Below are 20,553 nucleotides of genomic sequence, written 5' to 3'. Positions count from 1 at the left end.
TCGCCCCTAACCAAATCGCCGGAACACCCTGTGTCAGGACTGCTCGCCAGATTGAACAACAAGCTCCATCTGTCCTACGGGCAGAAGGTGTTTTTGCTGGCCTCGGTCCCGCTGATTGTGGCGGCGGCGGCGATCTCTGTTGTGGTGACGTTGCAATCCCAAAAGCTCGCAGATCAGGAAATCGGCCAGCTTGAGCATCAGTTGATCGAAGCCAAGAAAACCGAGCTAAAGAACTATGTGAACCTCGCTCGAAGCGCGTTCTTCTTTATCTATGGTCGCGCTGCGCCGGATGATTATGACGCCAAGCTGCGTGTCACACAGATCCTCTCGGCAATGACATTTGGCGAAGATGGGAGCTATTTCGTCTTTGATTATGACGGCAACAATCTTGTCTCCCCACGCCGCACCGAACTTATCACCAAAAACTGGGCGGGGCTTGCCGATGAGGAAGGCACCCCGATCGTAGACACGCTCATCGCGCAAGCCCGTACGGGCGCCGGCTATCACACGTTTCTTTGGGAAAAACCCTCGACTGGCGAAACCGGACGAATGATTGCCTATGTCATCGGGCTACAAAACTGGCGGTGGGCTGTTGGTACGGGCGTATTTATCGACGATGTGCTCGGCACGGTCGCCACGGCCCGCGCGACGGTTGAGGAACGTATTCAAGCCACCTTTGTTTATATCATGGCAATCACGCTTGGCGCTCTGCTTGTGGTTTTCTTCTCGGGGCTAATGCTGAACATCCGCGAACGCCGCCTTGCCGATGCCAAGCTCAAAACCCTGACACAGCGGATTTTCGACACTCAAGAGGAAGAGCGCGGCCGCGTGGCGCGCGAGCTTCACGACTCGATCAGCCAAATCCTTGTGGGCGTGCGCTATGCGCTCGAATTGGCGCGGCGCAAGATTGCCAATGGTGACGCGACCGCCTCTGACAGCCTTGAGAAAGGGGTTTCGCACCTAAACGGCGCCATTCAGGAAGTCCGCCGCATTTCTCGCGATCTGCGCCCCGGCATCCTCGACGACCTTGGCCTCGGACCAGCGCTGCAATCGCTAACCAAGGATTTCACAGCGCGCACAGGCATCAAGACCGACTTTGAAACGGCCGTATTCCGAAACCGGCTCGATCAGGAAAGCAAAATCGCCCTGTATCGGATCGCGCAAGAGGCCCTGACCAATATCGAACGTCATTCCGGCGCCACCTATGTAAGCATGCGCATTTCAGGCCACAAACGTGGCGCAACGATGCGCATTGCCGACAACGGACACGGCCTACCCGACAGCGCGAGCCTACGCCGCGAAAACGGCATCGGGCTGCGCAACATGCAGGAACGCGTCGAGCAACTCGACGGCACCCTGCGCCTGACATCCAGCGCCAAAGGCACGGTGATCGAGGTTCGTATCCCTCTGAGCCACCTGCTCGCGCCCGAACGCCCTGCAAAGGAAATAGCATGACCACCAACGCCCCTACACGCGTGCTGATCGTTGACGACCATCCGATGGTTGCCGAAGGCATCCAATCCATCATCGAAACCTACCCCGATATTGAGGTGATCGGAACGCTCACCAATGGGCGCGAATTGATCGATCAGGTGGAAACACTTGCACCTGATGTAATCCTGCTTGATCTCAACATGCCTGAAATGGGGGGGCTATCCGCAGCGGAAATCGTCTTGGAAATACGTCCAGAGGCCCGCATCCTGATCCTGTCGATGCACGACACACCGGAATATATTTCAACGGCGCTGTCCCACGGCGCGCGTGGCTATCTGCTCAAGGATGTGCCGACCGAAGAAATCAAAACCGCAATTGATACCGTGATGAAGGGTGGCAGCTATCTTTGCACGGGCGCGACTGCCGCGATCGAGCCGAAAACCCATGATGGCCGCATGCCCCTCACCAGCCGCGAGCAAACCATTCTACTCGAACTCGCGCAGGGTCGCTCGAACAAGGAGGTGGCCAACAGCCTCAATATCTCTGTGCGAACTGTCGAAACACATCGCAAGAACATCAAGCGAAAACTCGGCATCAGCTCCACCGCCGGCCTAACGCGATACGCCATGGAGCACGGGGTTCTTCAAGGCACAGGCGTGTCGTTTTGAGCGGGAAAACCGCATCCAATAGACCGGACCTGTCCGAATTCGGGCAGATTGAAATACTTCGCCCACTCAAAGGAAGCACGCGAAGCTGCGTCTACCTTGCGACTGATGGCAAGAACCAGTTGGTGGCAAAATCAACAACCGAGCCCCAAGACTCGCTTGAATGGCTCCAAGAAGCCAAGCGCCATGCAGAGTCAGTTGGGTTCATAACGCCGCGCAGTTACAGGACACGTGGCGGCACGCTGGCACAGGATGGCTGGACACTTGAAAGCTTCGAGTTCGGTACACCCTACCCCACAAGCTCCCTACCTGATCTCGCAAGTTCAATGCGCGAATTCCGCGCTGCGGCGGCCAGCATGCCGCAACGCCCCGGATGTCTGGCGAGCTGTGACTATCTCTATCAAGACAAAGGCCCTGACATCGACTTTAGCAACCTTCCCGATGAAATCGCGGCGGCCGCGCGTACGGCGTGGGAAAATTTCTGCACCAATCCGCTTGAGGTAATCCATGGTGATCTCGGGGCCGGAAATATTCTGATGACGGGAAGCGGCCGCGCCGTGTTGATCGATTGGGATGAAGCCCGTAGGGATATTGCGCTGTTTGACGAATTCCCGCTCTTGCCCTTTGACCGCACCACAAAAAACGAACAGCGCGCTTATTATGCTTGGGAAGCGGCAAGCGGCTGGGACAAAGAGCCTGACTATGCTCGTCGGATGGCCGATTTGTTGCTCGCGCTGTCATAAGCGCATTGAAGTTAAGCGCTCCCTTAGAATAGCCGAAATCGTCGAAACTGGTGGAACACCCCATCGTTTCTCCGCGCCCAAACGGGGAAACCATGCTGACACGCCCCTGTATTCTCCGCCCGGCTTTGCGAAAATTACCTCTCAACCTCTATAATTCGCAACTTTCGGCAATATTTTATCCCTCAGGCGACACATTTGTCGCATTTTCGGTGTTGACGCTCGGTTTTTTTGTTGTAATGTCCCCAAAGCATACAGAGGAGCCGCGACAATGTCGTTTGTTGTCATTCTAGTCGAAAAGATGCGCATGGGCCGGTAACGGAAATCCAGATTTATCCCCATGCGCCCTCGGAAATTTCCGGGGGCTTTTTTGTAGCAGAGTTAAGATCGTGCAAGGCACGCAATTATTGGAGCATAAGATGAAACGGCAGATGACCGGAGCAAAAATGATCGTCCAAGCCCTGAAGGATCAGGGTGTGGATACAATCTTTGGATATCCCGGTGGCGCTGTCCTACCCATCTATGACGAGATTTTTCAACAGAACGACATTCGCCATATCCTCGTACGTCATGAGCAAGGCGCTGTTCACGCTGCCGAAGGCTATGCGCGCAGCACCGGAAAGCCCGGCGTTGTTTTGGTAACCTCCGGCCCTGGCGCGACCAACGCTGTTACGGGGTTGACCGATGCGCTCCTTGACTCGATCCCGCTTGTTGTTCTCACCGGACAGGTTCCGACCTTCATGATCGGCACCGACGGTTTTCAAGAGGCCGACACGGTTGGCATCACCCGCCCCTGCACCAAACACAACTGGCTGGTGAAGGAAACGGACAAGCTTGCCGAAACGATCCACCAAGCCTTTCACGTTGCAACCGAAGGCCGCCCGGGCCCGACGCTTGTTGATATCCCGAAGGATGTTCAGTTCGCCAAAGGCACATATACAGAGCCGAAAACAGCGAATGTCGCGAATTACCAGCCGTCAATGAAAGGCGACGTTGAAGCCATCACCGCAATGGTTGAACTGCTCGAAACAGCCGAGCGGCCGATCTTCTATACGGGCGGTGGCGTCATCAACTCTGGTCCTGCCGCGAGCCAATTGCTTTGTGAATGGGCCGATGCCGCGAATGTTCCAGTTACATCCACCCTCATGGGGCTTGGCGCATATCCCGCATCAGGCAAAAACTGGATCGGTATGCTCGGTATGCATGGTCTCTATGAGGCCAACATGGCGATGCACGACTGTGACGTGATGATCAACATCGGCGCGCGGTTTGATGACCGGATCACAGGCCGCCTCGATGCGTTCAGCCCAAAAAGCACCAAGGTTCACATCGACATTGACGCCTCTTCGATCAACAAAGTGATCCACGTTAATGTTCCGATCATCGGTGACGTTGGCCATGTGCTTGAGGATGCGCTCAAAATCTGGAAGGCACGCGGCCGCAAAACCAACGCAGAGGCGCTGTCCAAATGGCACGCGCAAATTGACGAATGGCGCGCCCGCCGCTGCCTGTCCTATATCAATTCAGACAAAATCATCAAACCACAGTACGCGCTGCAACGCCTTGAAGCGCTTACGAAAAAATATGATCGCTATATCACGACCGAGGTTGGCCAACACCAGATGTGGGCAGCGCAATTCCTTGGCTTTGAAGCGCCAAACCGCTGGATGACATCGGGCGGGCTTGGAACGATGGGCTATGGGTTCCCCGCCAGTATCGGCGTTCAGGTCGCCCACCCCGACGCGCTTGTGATCAACGTTGCCGGCGAAGCGAGCTGGTTGATGAATATGCAGGAAATGGGCACAGCGGCGCAGTATCGCCTGCCGGTAAAGCAGTTCATTCTGAACAACGAGCGCCTCGGAATGGTGCGCCAGTGGCAAGAGCTCTTGCATGGCGAGCGCTACAGCCATTCGTGGAGCGAAAGCTTGCCTGACTTCGTCAAGCTCGCCGAAGCCTTTGGCGCGAAAGGCATCCTCTGCACCGACCCCGCAGACCTTGATGACGCGATCATGGAAATGATCGAATACGACGGTCCGGTGATCTTTGATTGCCTTGTCGAGAAGCACGAGAACTGTTTCCCGATGATCCCGTCCGGCAAGGCACATAACGATATGATCATGGGCGAAGCCGACACCTCCGATGCAATTGGTGATACCGGCGCGGTTCTAGTTTAAGGAAGGTCTGTAAATGTCTGCTCTAAAAATCAAAAAAGGCTCTTCAAGCCATTCCGCCTATGACCTACGCGACCCAAACGCGGATGTTGTTGAATCCCACACTCTGGCCTGTGTTGTGGACAACGAAGCTGGCGTTCTGGCGCGGGTGATCGGGCTGTTTTCGGGCCGTGGGTATAACATCGAAAGCCTGACCGTGGCCGAGGTGAACCACGAATTCCACCGCTCTCGCATCACAATCGTAACCTCGGGAACACCGCAGGTGATCGAGCAAATCAAAGCCCAGCTTGGCCGCATCGTCCCTGTTCACCGCGTCCATGACCTCACAGTCGAAGGCGCGAGCGTGGAGCGGGAATTGGCGCTGTTCAAAGTGGCCGCAACAGGCGAGCAACGGGTGGAATCCCTGCGCCTTGCTGATATTTTCCGCGCAAATGTTGTGGATAGCACGCTCAACAGCTTCATCTTCGAAATGACCGGCACCAGCGAAAAAATCGACGCCTTTGCCGATCTGATGCGCCCTCTTGGCCTCGTGGAAACCGCACGAACTGGTGTTGCCGCTCTTGGACGCGGCCCCGAGAAATAACGCAAAAAGCGCTGAAAATCCCCTCGAAACGGTGTGGGTATACCGCTCCGTTTTGAGGAATTCGTTAGTTGTGGCATACTCTCGCTTTTAGAATGGGGAGTATGTGATGAAGACTGCCGTAATTCAGGAACCACCCGTCTACCTCGATCTTGCCAAAACCATGCAGCGTGCCGCCGAACTTGTCGAAGCCGCTGCGCGTGATGGCGCGGGGCTCGTTGTTTTCCCAGAAGCTTGGTTTCCGGGGTATCCCTCCTTTGTTTGGCGCCTGACGCCGGGCAAAGATATGGGCAAAACCGATGATATCTATGCCCGCCTTCTGGCCAATTGCATCGACCGCAGCCAAGGCGACCTCATGCCGCTACAAGATGCCGCCCGCGAACATGGGGTGGTGATTGTAGCAGGCTATCAGGAAAAAGATGGCACCGCTTCGGGAAGCACGATTTTCAACAGCGTCTGCATCATTGATGCAGACGGCAAGCTATTGAACAACCACAGAAAACTGATGCCGACCAATCCGGAACGCATGGTCTGGGGTTTTGGCGACGGCAGCGGTCTTCGGGTCGTCGACACCGCCGTGGGACGCGTTGGCGCGCTGCTCTGTTGGGAAAACTATATGCCACTCGCCCGCTATGCGCTCTACGCCCAGAACGTAGAAATCTACTGCGCGCCCACATGGGACACGGGCGAAAGCTGGCTTGCAACCATGCAGCATATCGCGCGTGAAGGAGGATGTTGGGTCATCGGTTGTTCCACTCAGCTTGAGGGCAAAGACATCCCGAAAAATACACCGCATCGCAAAGAGATTTTCCCCGACGATAAGGAATGGATCAACGACGGAGACGCCGTGGTTTACAAACCTTTTGGTGGATTGGCCGCAGGGCCGATGCGCAAAGAGAAAGGCATACTCTGGGCGGAGGTTGACGCCAGCCTAGCGAGCGCGGCGCGCCGTAAATTCGATGCGACGGGGCACTATTCACGACCGGATGTGTTTACGCTTAACGTCAACCGCGAAGCACAGCGCCCAGTCGAGTTTCCGAACTAATCCAGCGCTAAGCCACTACCATTAAATAGAAAAAAGGGCCCCCGAAGGGACCCTTTAGTTTCGCTAATCAGGCTCATTCTAGTGTACCGCCCGGTATTCTGCCTGCGGCCTGATCCGCGTCAGGGGCGAGCGCACCCGCCCCGGATCTCTAATTAACTACAGCCGGATGTCCCGCCGCAGGTGTTGCATTTCATACAGGTGCCGTTGCGCACCAAAGTGTAGTTGCCGCAATCGCCGCATGGGTCGCCTTCGTAGCCTTGCATCTTGGCTTTGGAGCGCGCGTCCATCTGAGTGGCGGAGCTTGCCACTGTGCCACTTGAGACCGCAGTTGCGTCAGCAGCCGTGTCAGGCACCATAGTTTGCAGCGCAGCCGTTGCGTCGGTTGCATTGTCGAGCGCGGTTGCGCCAGCGCTTCCTTGAAGCAAGGACAGGTCTGTTGGAACCCGCTTACGCAGATAGCCTGTCGAGCTGATTTGTTTCAACACTTCCAAGGACTTGGACGCTGCTGTTTCGCTCATCTCTTGAACGTTAGCCACGCCTTCTTCCTCGCCACGGCCAAGGCTATCAAAGCTTGCGCCTTCTGGTTTCACATGGGCCAGATCGGTGCGATCAAGGTAAGATACAGCGAGTTCGCGGAAGATATAGTCAAGGATCGACGTTGCATTCTTGATGCTGTCGTTGCCTTGAACCATGCCCGCAGGCTCGAACTTGGTAAAGGTGAACGCGTCAACGAACTCTTCAAGCGGAACGCCGTACTGAAGCCCAACCGAAACCGCGATGGCAAAGTTGTTCATCATGGCACGGAAGCCCGCCCCTTCCTTGTGCATATCAATAAAGATTTCGCCAAGGTTGCCGTCTTCGTATTCGCCGGTCCGCAGGTAGACCTTGTGCCCGCCAACAACCGCTTTCTGCGTATAGCCCTTGCGGCGCTCCGGCATTTTCTCGCGGTGGGATTTGACAACCTCTTTGAGAACGATCTTTTCAACGACCTTCTCGGCCGGAACAGCGGCTTTTTCCTGAGCGGAACCGGATTCAAGCGTTTCTTGCGCGTCCTCGTCATCCTCAACCAGCGCGGCTGCAAGCGGCTGGCTTAGTTTGGAGCCATCGCGATAAAGCGCGTTGGCCTTGATGCCGAGGCTCCAGCTAAGCTCATAGGCTTTCTGGCAATCCTCGATAGTGGCGTCATTGGCCATGTTGATCGTCTTGGAGATCGCGCCAGAGATAAAGGACTGCGCCGCTGCCATCATATAGATGTGGCTATCAACACTCAGGAAACGCTTACCTTTCTTGCCGCAAGGGTTCGCACAATCAAAGATATTGTAGTGCTCTTCCTTAAGGTGCGGCGCGCCTTCAAGTGTCATGGTGCCACAAACATGGTCATTCGCTGCTTCGATCTCTTCGCGGCTAAAGCCAAGGTGGCGCAGCAGGTCGAAGTTTGGATCGGTGAGCTTCGATTGCGGGATGCCAAGTGTTTTGGTGCAGAAATCATCGCCCAAGGTCCACTGGTTGAACACAAAACGGATGTCAAAGGCGCTCGGAAGCGCGGCTTCGATCTTGTCCAACTCTGTTTGGCCAAAGCCATGTCCGATCAGCGATGTATGGTTGATGCCAGGTGCGTTGCCGATGCTGGCGTGGCCCACGGCATAGCTGACGATCTCTTCGATCTGAGCAGAACCATACCCGAGCTTTTCAAGCGCCGCAGGTACCGAGCGGTTGATAATCTTGAAGTAACCACCGCCTGCGAGTTTCTTGAACTTCACCAGAGCGAAGTCTGGCTCAATACCCGTTGTGTCGCAGTCCATCACGAGGCCGATTGTACCAGTTGGCGCAATCACTGTTGTCTGTGCGTTGCGATAGCCGTGTTTCTCACCCAGTTCGAGCGCCTCGTCCCACGCTTGTTTCGCGAGCGAAATCAGCCGCTTATCAGGGCAGCTTGCATGATCAAGTGCAAGCGGCTTGATGTCGAGGCCTTCGTAGCCCGTTGTTTTTCCATAAGCCGCATTGCGGTGGTTACGGATTACACGGAGCATGTGGTTGGCGTTTTTCTCGTACTTCGAGAAGGCGCCAAGCTCGGACGCAATTTCCGCCGACGTGGCGTAGGCAACGCCGGTCATAACCGCCGTCAAAGCACCACAAAGCGCGCGCCCCGCATCGGAGTCATATCCATACCCCATGTTCATCAGCAGACCGCCGATGTTGGCGTAACCAAGGCCCAGAGTACGGAAATCAAAGGATCGCTGCGCGATCTCTTGGGACGGGAACTGCGCCATTGTCACGGAGATTTCCAGCGTCAATGTCCAGAGGCGCGTGGCGTGGATGTAATCTTCGGCTTGGAACTCGTCATCCTTTAGGAAGGTCAGCAGGTTCATCGACGCGAGGTTACAGGCCGTGTCATCGAGGAACATATACTCGGAACACGGGTTGGAGCCGCGGATTTCGCCATCTTCTGGGCATGTGTGCCATGCGTTTACGGTGTCGTGGTACTGGATCCCTGGATCAGCACAGGCCCAAGCCGCATGACCAACCTGCTCCCACAATTCACGGGCACGGATCGTCTTGTTCACGCGTCCGGTTGTGCGGTCGATGAGCTGCCAATCGCCGTCGTTCTCAACTGCCTTGAGGAAGGCGTCTGTTACACGAATGGAGTTGTTGGAGTTCTGACCGGAAACGGAGTTATAGGCTTCGGAATCCCAGTCTGTGTCATATGTCGGGAATTCGATGCTATCATAGCCCTGCTTTGCATAGTCGAGCACGCGCTTGATGTAAGTTTCTGGAATCTTGACCTTCTTCGCTGCGCGAACGGCCTCTTTGAGGGCGTCGTTCGACTTGGGCTCATAGGCATCTTCAACTTTGCCGTCCCACGCTTTGATCGCTGCGAAGATCGCATTGAGTTTCTCTTCGTGCATCTTGGAGCCAGCGACGATCGAGGCCACTTTCTGCTCTTCAAGCACCTTCCAGTTGATGAACTCTTCGATATCGGGGTGGTCCGCATCGACGATAACCATTTTCGCCGCACGGCGTGTTGTACCGCCCGATTTGATCGCACCCGCTGCACGGTCACCGATCTTGAGGAAGCCCATCAGGCCGGAGGAACTGCCGCCACCGGAAAGCCCCTCACCCGCTGCACGCAGCGAGGAGAAGTTGGTGCCGGTGCCAGAGCCGTATTTAAAGAGGCGTGCCTCACGCACCCAGAGATCCATAATGCCGCCGTCACCGACAAGGTCATCGTCGACCGACTGGATAAAACAGGCGTGCGGTTGTGGGTGCTCATACGCCGAGGTCGAGCGTGTTAGTTTCTCTGTCTTATAGTCGACGTAATAGTGACCCTGACCAGGACCGTCGATGCCATATGCCCAATGCAGGCCAGTGTTAAACCACTGCGGCGAGTTTGGTGCAGCGCGTTGGCTGGCGAGCATGTGGCGCATCTCGTCGTAGTAGGCGCGCGCATCTTCTTCAGAGCTGAAATAGCCGCCCTTCCAGCCCCAATAGGCCCATGCGCCTGCCAAACGGTTGAACACCTGTTTTGCACTGATCTCGCCGCCTGTACGGGTCTCTGCTGGCAGCTTCTCAAGCGCTTTGTCATCAGGAACCGAGCGCCACAGGAACTCTGGAACACCCTTTTCTTTCACTTTCTTAAGTGCAGCGGGAACACCAGCCTTACGGAAATATTTTTGCGCAATTACATCGCTGGCCACTTGGCTCCAGCTTGCGGGAACTTCAACGTCATCAAGCCGGAAAACGACTGTGCCGTCCGGATTGCGGATTTCAGAGGAAGTTTCGGTAAATTCGAGGGTTTCGTATGCGTCTTTGCCGGCTTTTGTAAACTTGCGTTCTATTTTCATTGTATCGTTGCCCCGTCACCGGCCTGTCGCCGCCTTAAATGTGTTCTCGATGCTGTGTTCTGACTGAACCAGCGCGGTTTCGTGCCAGTCGGGGGCGTATTTCAAAGGGCGCAAAAATCTGCTCCGCGGCGCACAAAACCGTCGGCCAAAGAGCGAACCCAGTGTTTCGCATCTCAGTGTAAGAAATCTGTCCCTTTTGCCGCTCTACCACTAAATCTTGTGGCTTCCCCGACCGGCCCCCACAACTTGGCGTATATCCGCCGGTTTGGTCAACGGATTTATTTGCATTTTTTGGGTCGATTTTCAGTTGACCCAATATGGCGAACGCGAATCCCCGCGGCGGTATTTGATTCTGAGTTGCGGATCACGAGAGGCACGCGATTTTGTCCACATTCGATTTTCTCAATACGTCAGGGCCTTTAGAGGAATCCGTTAAGAATTCACGCAAACTTATCCACAAAAGGTTAACGCCAGAGTTGGCATCTCGCGGAGGCCACCAAAGAACTGAAAACCTATGGTTGAAAATTTCGAGCCAAAACAACCGTTGCTTAAAAACGCTACATTTATGCAGCACACGGCAACACGAACGCTACATAATGTGGCAGAACGATGATGACTGAGAATCAACACCGCCCGGAATCGGCGGCACTTTGATGCGTTTTCTTCGGGTGTCGGCCAACGGCATCGGTACCACCGCTGCGCATTGCTTTAGCGAAACACTAGATATTGATGCGCAAGGTAATCATCCGCAGCGTTTGGCGGCGCGAAGAATCTAAACGGTGCTGCTCTTCTGAAATGTACGATGTCGTGTTGCTGTCATTACCTACAGGTCCACGAACCTGCGCACACAGAAAAGCACATCAAAGCGCCACACAGACCGCCACGCCTGTGCATCGTATGTATTCAAATTCAAACTGAGAGAAGTTGGTCGGGACGGCAAGATTCGAACTTGCGACCTACGGTACCCAAAACCGTCGCGCTACCAGGCTGCGCTACGCCCCGACTGAGCGCTTCTTTAAAGTGACTGCGCGGGAATGAAAAGCCCTAAGACGCCTCACAAGGCCACTTAGCGCCAAATTTTTCAAAAAAATTATGCTGCACTTCGGTTCCAGCTGTCATTCCAAAGGTTTCGGCCAATCCGCCGTTGATTTCGAGCACCGCAATCGCCCCGTCAGGCCCCGGAATCAGGGTCTCGTCGAGCGGTTTTGCCATCTGATGGATGTGCAGAACCTCGCCTTGTGGCGAGATGAACAAGATGTCGAGCGGAATCAGCGTATTTCGCATCCAGAACGTCATCGCGCGGGGCGAATCATAGAGAAACAGCATTCCTGCGCCGCGCGGCATAGATTCGCGATTCATGAGACCGGTGGCACGGCTGCGCTCTGTGTCGGCAATCTCGACCGTGAACTGCGCCTGTCCCCATGGGCCACGCAACGACACGCGATCCGACGCGCATTCGGCGATGGCTCCAGAGGTCATAGTAGATGCCGCAATCGCCACACAGGCCGCTGCGGCAGCACGTTTCATTACATTAAGTAAGCGATTAGCCGTGCGATCAGCAGGTTTGGAACGCGCGCGGCCTATTATAAAGCTCACACGCGCCACACCACTTACCCCTGATCCGTAAAGGTCGCGTCCCATGGCGTGACCGATGAGGCCATCCGCCCGCGTTTGCCATCGACAACCCGCATGGCAATCGCCTCGCCTGGTTGTAGATCGGCAAGACCAGCAAGACGCAAAACCTCAACATGCACAAACACATCCTCGGCACTGCCGAAGGTATTGGCAAACCCAAAGCCTTTGGTTTTGTCGAACCACTTCACCCGTGCAGGCACCAATGGAACATGCGAGTCATCACCAAATGGCGCGAAATCATTGCTTGGTTCTTCGTCCGGCTTCGCAGGCGTGGGCGGGCTGATCTGCAGCACCTCCACGGCCTGAAGGCCTCTCGTCGATTCCTGCACACGAATTTCTATGCCGGACCCTTCGGCCACCGACCCCTGTCCAAAGTTGCGAAGCACGTTTGCATGCAAAAGGATATCGGGCCCACCTTCCGGCGGGATTACGAATCCGAACCCTTTAACAGGGTCGAACCACTTTACCTGTCCTAGGACGATCGGTCCTTGCGCGTTTTCTTCTGTCATCCCCATCACGCCATTCTGGCGCCTAAATTACCTACTGCCCACAAGTGTTTTGGCTATACAACCCAGACGTTTCAAGCGAAAAAAAAATTCTCCACCATAAAATGACCCGACGTACACCAGAATGTCACGGATTTAACCGCTGGATATTCCAAGCATCTGCCAAAGTCTCCCGACGCCAAACAAAGCGATCATGGAGCCTGAATTCCCCGTCAGCCCAAAATTCTATCTCGGTTGGGTGGATACGAAATCCGCCCCAAAATGGCGGGCGTTCGGGGTTAGAACCTTTACCTAGCGTCACTTTTGCAACTTTTGCAACTAAACTCGCGCGTGAGGCGAGTGGTCGAGATTGCTCCGATGCCCATGCGCCAAGGCGACTTTTGAGCGAACGGCTGGCGAAATACTCATCGGCCTGCGGCCCTTCTTCGCGCTCAACGGTACCGCGCACGCGAATTTGGCGACGCAGTGATTTCCAGTGCATAACAAAGGCCGCTTTGCCGCTTGCTGCGAGTTCCTGTCCTTTTGCACTCTCGTAATTTGTATAAAAAACAAACGCTTGCGCCTCTATCTCCTTGAGCAAAACCATCCGCACATTGGGCAGCCCATCTTGATCAACCGTCGCAAGGGCGATTGCATTCGGATCGTTCGGTTCGTTTTTCTCCGCCTCCGCAAGCCAAGATTGCGCTATTACGAAAGGGTCATCGCCCCGAAAAATTTTAGGCATATCGCTCATGGAATTCGCTTTCTTACGAGTCGTTGGCGCCAAATTGACCACGGTATCAGGCTTGATGCAACTCGCCCAATACCGTAAGTCGATTGAGGATAGAGGCACTCACTAATGGACATGCTATGAAACTGATGGACGGCAAACGCGGGCTAATTATGGGCCTGGCCAACGACAAATCAATTGCTTGGGGCATTGCGCAGGCCTGTGCCGAGCATGGCGCCGAACTGGCATTTACCTATATGGGAGAGGCCTTCAAGAAACGCGTCGCGCCACTCGCCGAACAACTTGGTGTGGAGACGCTATTTGATTGTGACGCGACAGACGAAGCCTCGCTTGACCGCGTTTTTGCAGAGGTCGAAGCCAAATGGGGCAAGATCGACTTTATCGTCCATGCGATTGGTTTTTCCGACAAAAACGAGCTTCGTGGCCGCTACGTCGACACAAGCCGCGAGAACTTCAACATGACGATGGATGTGTCGGTTTACACGTTCACAGCCGTCGCGCAGCGAGCCGCAAAGTTGATGCCGGAAGGTGGCTCGATGCTTACCCTCACCTATTATGGCGCCGAGCAGGTCATGCCGCATTATAATGTGATGGGTGTTGCCAAAGCCGCGCTTGAAGCTTCGGTCAAATACCTCGCCGAAGACCTTGGCAAGGACGGTATCCGCGTTAACGCGATTTCCGCCGGTCCGATCAAAACTCTGGCCGCCAGCGGCATTGGCGATTTCCGTTACATCCTGAAATGGAACGAATTGAACTCGCCGCTTCGCCGCAACGTGACCCAAGAAGAAGTGGGTAAGGCCTCTGTCTATCTGCTCTCAGATCTGGGAACAGGCACAACGGGCGAAAACCTGCATGTGGATGCGGGCTATCATGTTGTCGGCATGAAGGCCGTTGACGCGCCTGATATCGACGCTGTCACCGGCCGCAAGTGATCCGTCATAAAGGAGCCGTCGCGTGACGTTGAGCGCTTTTCTGGCCATCGCGTTTTTGCATGCGATGGCCGCCATCAGTCCCGGCCCTTCCGTTCTTATGGCTGCCCGCACGGGCGTAACCCACGGGTTCCGCGCCGCAACTGGCGTGGCAATCGGCATTGGAATCGGCGGCGTCATCTGGGCCATGGCGGCGCTGTTTGGGTTGTCGCTGCTCTTTACTTATATGCCCGCCCTACTCTGGGCGTTCAAACTCTGTGGCGGGGCATTCCTTGTCTATATGGCGATAAAGCTCTGGAAACAGGCCGACACCCCAATCGAAACTGACGGCTCTGCAACGCCACCGAGCTTCGGGCGCGGCGTTGTACTTGGCCTCGTCACCCAGCTTGCCAATCCGAAGCCTGCGGTTCTGTTTGCGGCGATATTCCTCGGCACGGTCCCTGCTGGCGTAGGCATCGAAGTCTATGCTGCGCTACTTGCCGTAGTGTTCTTTAACGAAACTGCTTGGAATATTCTTGTCGGGCGGATATTTTCCCTGCCAGCCACCCGCCGCAGCTATCTGGGGCTTAAAGGCGCCATTGATCGAGTCTTTGGCGGTCTCCTTGCCGCACTGGGTGTTAAAATCGCCGCCACATAGGCTTCCGTTACAAAGTCGCAAAAGAGATAAAAAATGACTGATCGTTTACCCCATGAAAAAGGCTTCCACATCAGCTGGGATCAGATCCACCGCGACAGCCGTGCGCTTGCGTGGCGGCTTGATGGCGAAGGGCCGGATGACGGCGCGTGGAAAGCGGTTGTTGCGATCACGCGCGGCGGCATGGCCCCTGCGATGATTATTTCGCGCGAGTTGGATGTGCGCACGGTCGATACAATTTCGGTCAAATCCTATCACTCCACTGGCGGCAAAGCCGATGATCGCCGCGAAGCAGAGGTTCTTAAATCGCCCGACCCTGAATTGATGGGAGACGGAACAGGTATCCTCATCATTGACGATCTTGTCGACAGCGGCAAAACACTTGAGCTTGTCCGCCAGATGTACCCAAAGGCCCATTTCGCATGTGTCTATGCCAAACCAGAGGGCGAGAAACAGGCCGATACTTATATCACCTCGGTCAGTCAGGATACGTGGATTTTCTTCCCTTGGGATATGGCGCTTCAATATGTAGAGCCCTATCGCGGCACCGACTAAGCCGGATTGATCCTTAAGGATGACTAAACCCTCCCTCGCCCGAAATCCGGCCATGTTGGCCACCGCGCCGCCGCCCGTCATGGAAGCGCGGCGCTGGATTGAGGGCGTGGAGTTTCCGTCCGAGCGCCCGCTCTTGAATGTGAGCCAAGCCGCACCTGTCGAGGTTCCACCGCAAGAGATGCGTGCGGCCATGGCCGATGCAATCTTGTCCCGCCCCGATAGTCACCTCTATGGCGCGGTGCTGGGCCGACCTGATCTTCGTGCGGAACTGGCTGGCCAATGGGCCGCGCATTACGGCGGATCAGTTTCGGCCGAAAACGTCGCGATAACAGCGGGGTGCAACCAAGCCTTCGCCGCAACGATTGCCACGCTTGCGGGCGCCGGTGATGAAGTCATCATCCCCACACCGTGGTACTTCAACCATCAAATGTGGTGCGAGATGCAAGGTGTCCGCGCAGTGCCGCTTCCGGCGCGTGCGGGGCTGCTGCCCGACCCGGAAGAGGCCGCAAGCCTCATAACGCGACGCACCCGTGCGCTTGTTTTGGTTAGCCCGAACAACCCCGGCGGCGTTGAGTACCCTGCAAGCCTCATTGCCGCTTTCCGTGATCTCGCACGCCAACATGACATCGCGCTGATCCTCGACGAAACCTACCGTGATTTTCACAGCCAAACCGGTGCGCCGCATGACCTTCTGCAAGACGCAGATTGGTCCGACACGGTGATTCAGCTGTATTCATTCTCCAAAGCCTACCGCCTAACGGGGCACCGCGTTGGCGCAATCATCGCCGCGCCGAGTTTCCTAAGCGAAATCGAGAAATTTTTAGATACAGTCACCATCTGCCCGAACCAGCTTGGTCAGATCGGAGCGCTTTGGGGGCTGCAAAACCTCGGAGATTGGCTCGCAGGTGAGCGGCGCGAAATCCTTGCACGCAAGGATGCAATTGTGGCGGGCTTCCCCGCACTTGCCGAACAAGGCTGGGAGTTGCTCGGTGCGGGCGCGTATTTCGCCTATATGCGCCATCCTTTTGCGCAACCCTCCAATGAAATCGCTCCCGCGCTGGTCGAGAAAGCCTCTGTTCTCCTTCTTCCGGGGACCATGTTCAAACCCGCCAAAGACCCAAGCGGCGCGCGCGAATTGCGTGTGGCATTCGCCAATATCGACACGGCGGGCATCTCTACTTTGTTTGATCGTCTAAAAACCCTGCAATTCTAGCCTCTGGGCGCGCAGCGCCTCTTGCTCCCCCCCATGCAAAGCCCTAAACATTCGGGAACAATTGAAAAAGGGTTGGAGAAATATGTCGAGCGGTTCCAAGAGTGGTATGTCCAAATTCTTCGCGTGGCTTTTGGTCGGGATGCTCTGTATCGGTCTTGCCGGTTTCAGTATTACGAGCTTTGGCGGCGGAGCGACTCCAGTTGCAAAGGTCGGCGACACCGAAGTGACCGCGAATGAATACGCTCTCGCGCTACAGGCCGAACTTCGCGGATTTTCTCAACAAATGGGCGTGAATGTAACGCTCCCAATGGCCGTCGAAGCCGGCGTAGATCGTCAGGTTCAGGCACAATTAATCAACCGCGCGACCCTAGACAATGAAACCGCAAAGGTCGGCCTGTCCGTTGGTGACGAGCATGTGGCGCGGCTTTTGGCCGAAACACCGGGCTTTATCGGTCTTGATGGATCGTTCGACCGCGAAGCCTATCGGTTCACCCTCCAGCAATCCGGCCTAACGGAATCGCAATTCGAAGAGTCCGTGCGCGCAGACGCCGCACGCAGCCTCTATGAGCAAGCAACACTTGGCGGCATCACCGCACCTGAATCTCTGGTCGACAACGCGCTTGCCTATGTTGCAGGTCGCCGTGATTTCACTTGGGCCATCGTTGACGAAGCTCTGCTTGACGAAGAACTTCCCGAAGCCACCGAAGAAGATCTCGTGGCCTATCATGCAGCCAACGAAGATGCATTCACCCTGCCCGCCCGCAAGCGCATCACCTATGCTTGGGTGACGCCAACTGACCTAATCGACGAAGTTGATGTGGCCGAAGAGGAGTTGCGCGCGCTCTATAACGACCGCGCAGAGCAGTATCAGGTGCCAGAGCGCCGTTTGGTAGAACGCCTTGTGTTCTCCTCCGAAGAGGCCGCCGCTTCGGCAAAATCCATGATTGATGCAGGAGAAACCACTTTTCAATCGCTGGTCGAAGGCCGCGGGCTGACCATGGGTGACGTTGATCTTGGCGACCAAAGCAAAGCTGATCTCGGCGAAGCTGGTGACGCGATTTATGCGATGGAAGAGCCTGGCATCATTGGCCCGCTCCCAACGGACCTCGGCCCAGCCCTGTTCCGCATGAACGCGATACTGAGCGCACAGACAACGACTTATGAAGAGGCCCTTCCCGAACTTCGTGAAGAGCTTGTGGGCGATGTTGCCCGCCGCCGCATCGAGGACAGCCTTGAAGAGATCGACGACAAACTCGCTTCCGGTGTGTCACTTGAGCAGTTGGTCGAAGAAACATCATTAACGCTCGGCACCATTGAATGGTCAGAGGATGTTACGGACGGGATTGCCGGTTACGGCGCCTTCCGTGAAGCTGCTGCTGAGTTACAAGAAGGCGATTTTGAACAGGCGATCCTTCTTGAAGATGGCGGCGTGTTCGCCATGCGCTTTGAGGCCGAAGTTCCACCACGCCTGCAAGACCTTTCCGAAGTCCGCGCAGATGTACGCGAAGCCATCCGCAATGAGCGTTTGCAAGAGGCCCTGACAGCCAAGGCCGAAGAACTTCAGGCCGCAATCCAAGCTGGCGCTGATCCTGTGACACTTGGCCTAACTGTCACGATCGAAACCGACCAAACCCGCACGGCTTATATCGAAGGCACACCAGCAGACTTCATGGAAACCGTGTTTGCAATGGAGATTGGCGAAGGACGCAACATCCCGACCGAAAACGGTGTGATCTTTGTGCGGCTCGATGCTAGCAACGGCCCAGACCTTGAGAACCCCGAAGTTGTTGCTCTACGGAGCGCGCTCGAAGCGAGCCTTGGCCAGTCGATCACACAAGATGCGCTTGCCGCGCTGTCTGATACCTTGCGTGCCAGCGAGGGGCTGACAATTAACGAAGCTGTGGTGAACGCGGTTCACGCAAACTTCACACAATAACAGCGGCCTACGGGGCACAAGACAAGAAGATTTGAGGAGGCGCCTGTGGCCCTTACGCCCAGTTTCGACGAATTCGAGTCCGGCTATTCTGCGGGGCGCAATCAGGTGGTTTATACCCGCTTGGCGGCTGACCTCGACACGCCGGTTTCGCTGATCCTCAAGCTCTCCCAAGCGCGGCAAGACAGCTTCGTTCTGGAAAGTGTGACAGGCGGTGAAACCCGCGGGCGCTACTCGATCATCGGTATGAAACCGGATCTCATCTGGGAGTGTAACGGCACCGAAAGCCGCCTGAACCGCGAGGCACGGTTTGATCGCGAGGCCTTTGTGCCGTGCGAAGAAGACCCGGTTACCGCCCTGCGCGCCGTGATCGAAGAGAGCCGCATCGAAATGCCGCCAGAGCTTCCGAGCGCGGCGGCCGGGCTTTTTGGGTATCTTGGATACGACATGATCCGGCTCGTTGAGCACTTGCCGGATGTGAACCCCGATACGTTGGGCCTTCCCGATGCGGTGATGATCCGCCCGTCGGTTGTTGCTGTGTTGGATGGGGTAAAGGGCGAGGTTACCGTTGTTTCGCCCGCGTGGGTGCGCGACGGTCAATCCGCCCGCGCTGCCTATGCCCAAGCCGCAGAACGCGTGATGGACGCCGTGCGTGATCTTGAACGCCAGATGCCAAGCGAGAGCCGCAACCTCGGCGCACAGGCCGAGCTTGGCCCGCTTGAGTCAAACTTCACCCATCAGGGCTATTTGGATGCGGTTGAGAAAGCCAAGGAATACATCCGCGCAGGCGACATCTTTCAGGTGGTGCCGAGCCAGCGCTGGACACAGGAATTCCCGCTGCCGCCCTTTGCGCTTTACCGCAGCTTGCGGCGCACGAACCCGTCGCCGTTCATGTTCTATTTCAATTTCGGCGGCTTCCAGATTATCGGAGCGAGCCCCGAAATCCTCGTACGTGTCTTTGACAAAGAGGTTACCATTCGCCCCATCGCCGGTACCCGCCCCCGCGGCGCAACTCCGGCCGAAGACAAAGCGTTTGAAGCTGACCTCATGGCCGACAAAAAGGAACTCGCAGAGCACCTTATGCTGCTTGATCTGGGCCGCAACGACACCGGCAAGGTGAGCAAAATCGGCACAGTCCGCCCAACCGAGCAATTTGTTGTCGAGCATTATAGCCATGTGATGCATATCGTATCGAACGTTGTGGGTGAATTGGCCGATGATCAGGACGCCCTTTCAGCCTTCTTCGCCGGCATGCCCGCAGGCACAGTCTCTGGCGCACCTAAAGTCCGAGCAATGGAGATCATCGATGAGCTGGAGCCGGAAAAACGCGGCGTTTATGGCGGCGGATGCGGCTATTTCGCGGCCAACGGCGATATGGACATGTGCATCGCCCTGCGCACGGCTGTTGTGAAAGACCAAAAGCTCTATATTCAGGCAGGCGGCGGCGTTGTCTATGACAGCGACCCAGAGGCCGAATATATGGAAACCGTCAATAAATCCAAAGCCATACGCGCCGCTGCAGAGGACGCAGGCGTCTTCTTGGCTAACGGCAACGGGTAAGAATTCCTACATCTTTTGGTGGTTGGATGGTATCGAGCACATCCGGCGGGCCAATCGCGCTTTGATTGCATTTTGGGCAAGTACACCCTATATTTACTCAGTGAGCGTATTAAGCTGATCGCAGGTACAATTGCTCAGAGGAATACAAGATGACTAACGCCGAACAATCGCTTGCCGACGACAAGATGCGCGCAGAGATCGCCAAACTTGTCGCGGAAACATCGAAAATCAACGGTGAGAACCGCTGGTATCCGTTTGTTGTTGGGTCTGGTGTTACGCTTGCGATGGTCGCGATAGCGAAACTGTTCCTCTAATAGAAACAAACGCTCATTTGTCCTAAAGCTCATGGCGTCGTTTTCGGCGCCATAAATATTTTAAGCA

General features: G+C 55.8%; 17 protein-coding genes and 1 tRNA gene. 13 read left to right on the top strand and 5 right to left on the bottom strand.

The window, feature by feature from the left end:
* Positions 1-30: 30 nt before the first annotated feature.
* From N9C89_RS06465 to N9C89_RS06440, 6 genes are all read left to right on the top strand, one after another.
* Positions 31-1,455, top strand: a complete 1,425-nt coding sequence (locus tag N9C89_RS06465) for a cache domain-containing protein (protein WP_263953014.1) — start codon at positions 31-33, stop codon at positions 1,453-1,455.
* Positions 1,452-2,102, top strand: coding sequence for a response regulator transcription factor (locus tag N9C89_RS06460; RefSeq protein ID WP_263953013.1), 651 nt, complete (start codon positions 1,452-1,454; stop codon positions 2,100-2,102). The genes N9C89_RS06465 and N9C89_RS06460 overlap by 4 nt, the downstream gene beginning before the upstream one ends.
* Positions 2,099-2,842 carry a phosphotransferase gene (locus N9C89_RS06455; RefSeq protein ID WP_263953012.1) on the top strand — a complete coding sequence of 248 codons (744 nt, stop codon included), beginning with the start codon at positions 2,099-2,101 and terminating at the stop codon, positions 2,840-2,842. The genes N9C89_RS06460 and N9C89_RS06455 overlap by 4 nt, the downstream gene beginning before the upstream one ends.
* A 416-nt stretch (positions 2,843-3,258) precedes the next feature.
* A complete protein-coding gene (locus tag N9C89_RS06450; protein WP_263953011.1) occupies positions 3,259-5,013 on the top strand; it encodes an acetolactate synthase 3 large subunit in 1,755 nt (584 codons plus the stop codon).
* A 13-nt stretch (positions 5,014-5,026) separates the two neighbouring features.
* Positions 5,027-5,593, top strand: coding sequence for an acetolactate synthase small subunit (gene ilvN, locus N9C89_RS06445; protein ID WP_263953010.1), 567 nt, complete (start codon positions 5,027-5,029; stop codon positions 5,591-5,593).
* Positions 5,594-5,699: 106 nt separating this feature from the next.
* The gene (locus N9C89_RS06440; RefSeq protein ID WP_263953009.1) at positions 5,700-6,635 is read left to right on the top strand and encodes a carbon-nitrogen hydrolase family protein; all 936 of its coding nucleotides are present in this window, start codon (positions 5,700-5,702) and stop codon (positions 6,633-6,635) included.
* Between the two features lie 152 nt (positions 6,636-6,787).
* Here N9C89_RS06440 and N9C89_RS06435 read toward each other — a convergent pair whose 3' ends face one another.
* The 5 genes from N9C89_RS06435 to pdxH all read right to left on the bottom strand — a co-directional run bounded on the left by N9C89_RS06435 (position 6,788) and on the right by pdxH (position 13,351).
* A complete protein-coding gene (locus N9C89_RS06435) occupies positions 6,788-10,477 on the bottom strand; it encodes a vitamin B12-dependent ribonucleotide reductase (RefSeq protein WP_263953008.1) in 3,690 nt (1,229 codons plus the stop codon).
* 925 nt (positions 10,478-11,402) lie between these two features.
* A tRNA-Pro gene (locus N9C89_RS06430) sits at positions 11,403-11,479 on the bottom strand.
* 42 nt (positions 11,480-11,521) lie between these two features.
* Positions 11,522-12,118 (bottom strand): DUF192 domain-containing protein, encoded by a 597-nt coding sequence (locus tag N9C89_RS06425; RefSeq protein ID WP_317134927.1) that lies wholly within the window; start codon positions 12,116-12,118, stop codon positions 11,522-11,524.
* Positions 12,088-12,621, bottom strand: a complete 534-nt coding sequence (locus N9C89_RS06420; RefSeq protein ID WP_263953007.1) for a cold-shock protein — start codon at positions 12,619-12,621, stop codon at positions 12,088-12,090. The genes N9C89_RS06425 and N9C89_RS06420 overlap by 31 nt, the downstream gene beginning before the upstream one ends.
* A 124-nt stretch (positions 12,622-12,745) precedes the next feature.
* The gene (pdxH, locus tag N9C89_RS06415; protein WP_263953006.1) at positions 12,746-13,351 is read right to left on the bottom strand and encodes a pyridoxamine 5'-phosphate oxidase; all 606 of its coding nucleotides are present in this window, start codon (positions 13,349-13,351) and stop codon (positions 12,746-12,748) included.
* Between the two features lie 116 nt (positions 13,352-13,467).
* On the opposite strand from pdxH, the gene fabI reads away from it, so the two are divergent.
* The 7 genes from fabI (at position 13,468) to N9C89_RS06380 (ending at position 20,486) form a co-directional block, all read left to right on the top strand.
* A complete protein-coding gene (fabI, locus tag N9C89_RS06410; RefSeq protein WP_263953005.1) occupies positions 13,468-14,280 on the top strand; it encodes an enoyl-ACP reductase FabI in 813 nt (270 codons plus the stop codon).
* A gap of 22 nt (positions 14,281-14,302) precedes the next feature.
* On the top strand, positions 14,303-14,914 hold the full coding sequence (locus tag N9C89_RS06405) for a LysE family translocator (protein WP_263953004.1): 612 nt from the start codon (positions 14,303-14,305) through the stop codon (positions 14,912-14,914).
* Between the two features lie 33 nt (positions 14,915-14,947).
* Positions 14,948-15,466 carry a xanthine phosphoribosyltransferase gene (gene gpt, locus N9C89_RS06400; RefSeq protein WP_263953003.1) on the top strand — a complete coding sequence of 173 codons (519 nt, stop codon included), beginning with the start codon at positions 14,948-14,950 and terminating at the stop codon, positions 15,464-15,466.
* A gap of 19 nt (positions 15,467-15,485) precedes the next feature.
* Positions 15,486-16,679, top strand: a complete 1,194-nt coding sequence (locus N9C89_RS06395; RefSeq protein ID WP_263953002.1) for an aminotransferase — start codon at positions 15,486-15,488, stop codon at positions 16,677-16,679.
* A 106-nt stretch (positions 16,680-16,785) separates the two neighbouring features.
* On the top strand, positions 16,786-18,615 hold the full coding sequence (locus tag N9C89_RS06390; RefSeq protein ID WP_263953001.1) for a peptidylprolyl isomerase: 1,830 nt from the start codon (positions 16,786-16,788) through the stop codon (positions 18,613-18,615).
* Between the two features lie 45 nt (positions 18,616-18,660).
* The gene (trpE, locus tag N9C89_RS06385; RefSeq protein WP_263953000.1) at positions 18,661-20,172 is read left to right on the top strand and encodes an anthranilate synthase component I; all 1,512 of its coding nucleotides are present in this window, start codon (positions 18,661-18,663) and stop codon (positions 20,170-20,172) included.
* Between the two features lie 149 nt (positions 20,173-20,321).
* Complete coding sequence (locus tag N9C89_RS06380; protein WP_263952999.1) at positions 20,322-20,486, top strand: hypothetical protein; 165 nt, start codon at positions 20,322-20,324, stop codon at positions 20,484-20,486.
* The last annotated feature ends 67 nt before the right edge of the window (positions 20,487-20,553 follow it).

This window comes from Halocynthiibacter sp. SDUM655004 (assembly GCF_026015885.1).
Taxonomy (GTDB): domain Bacteria; phylum Pseudomonadota; class Alphaproteobacteria; order Rhodobacterales; family Rhodobacteraceae; genus Falsihalocynthiibacter; species Falsihalocynthiibacter halioticoli.
This window is presented reverse-complemented; position numbering and strand designations above follow the sequence as displayed.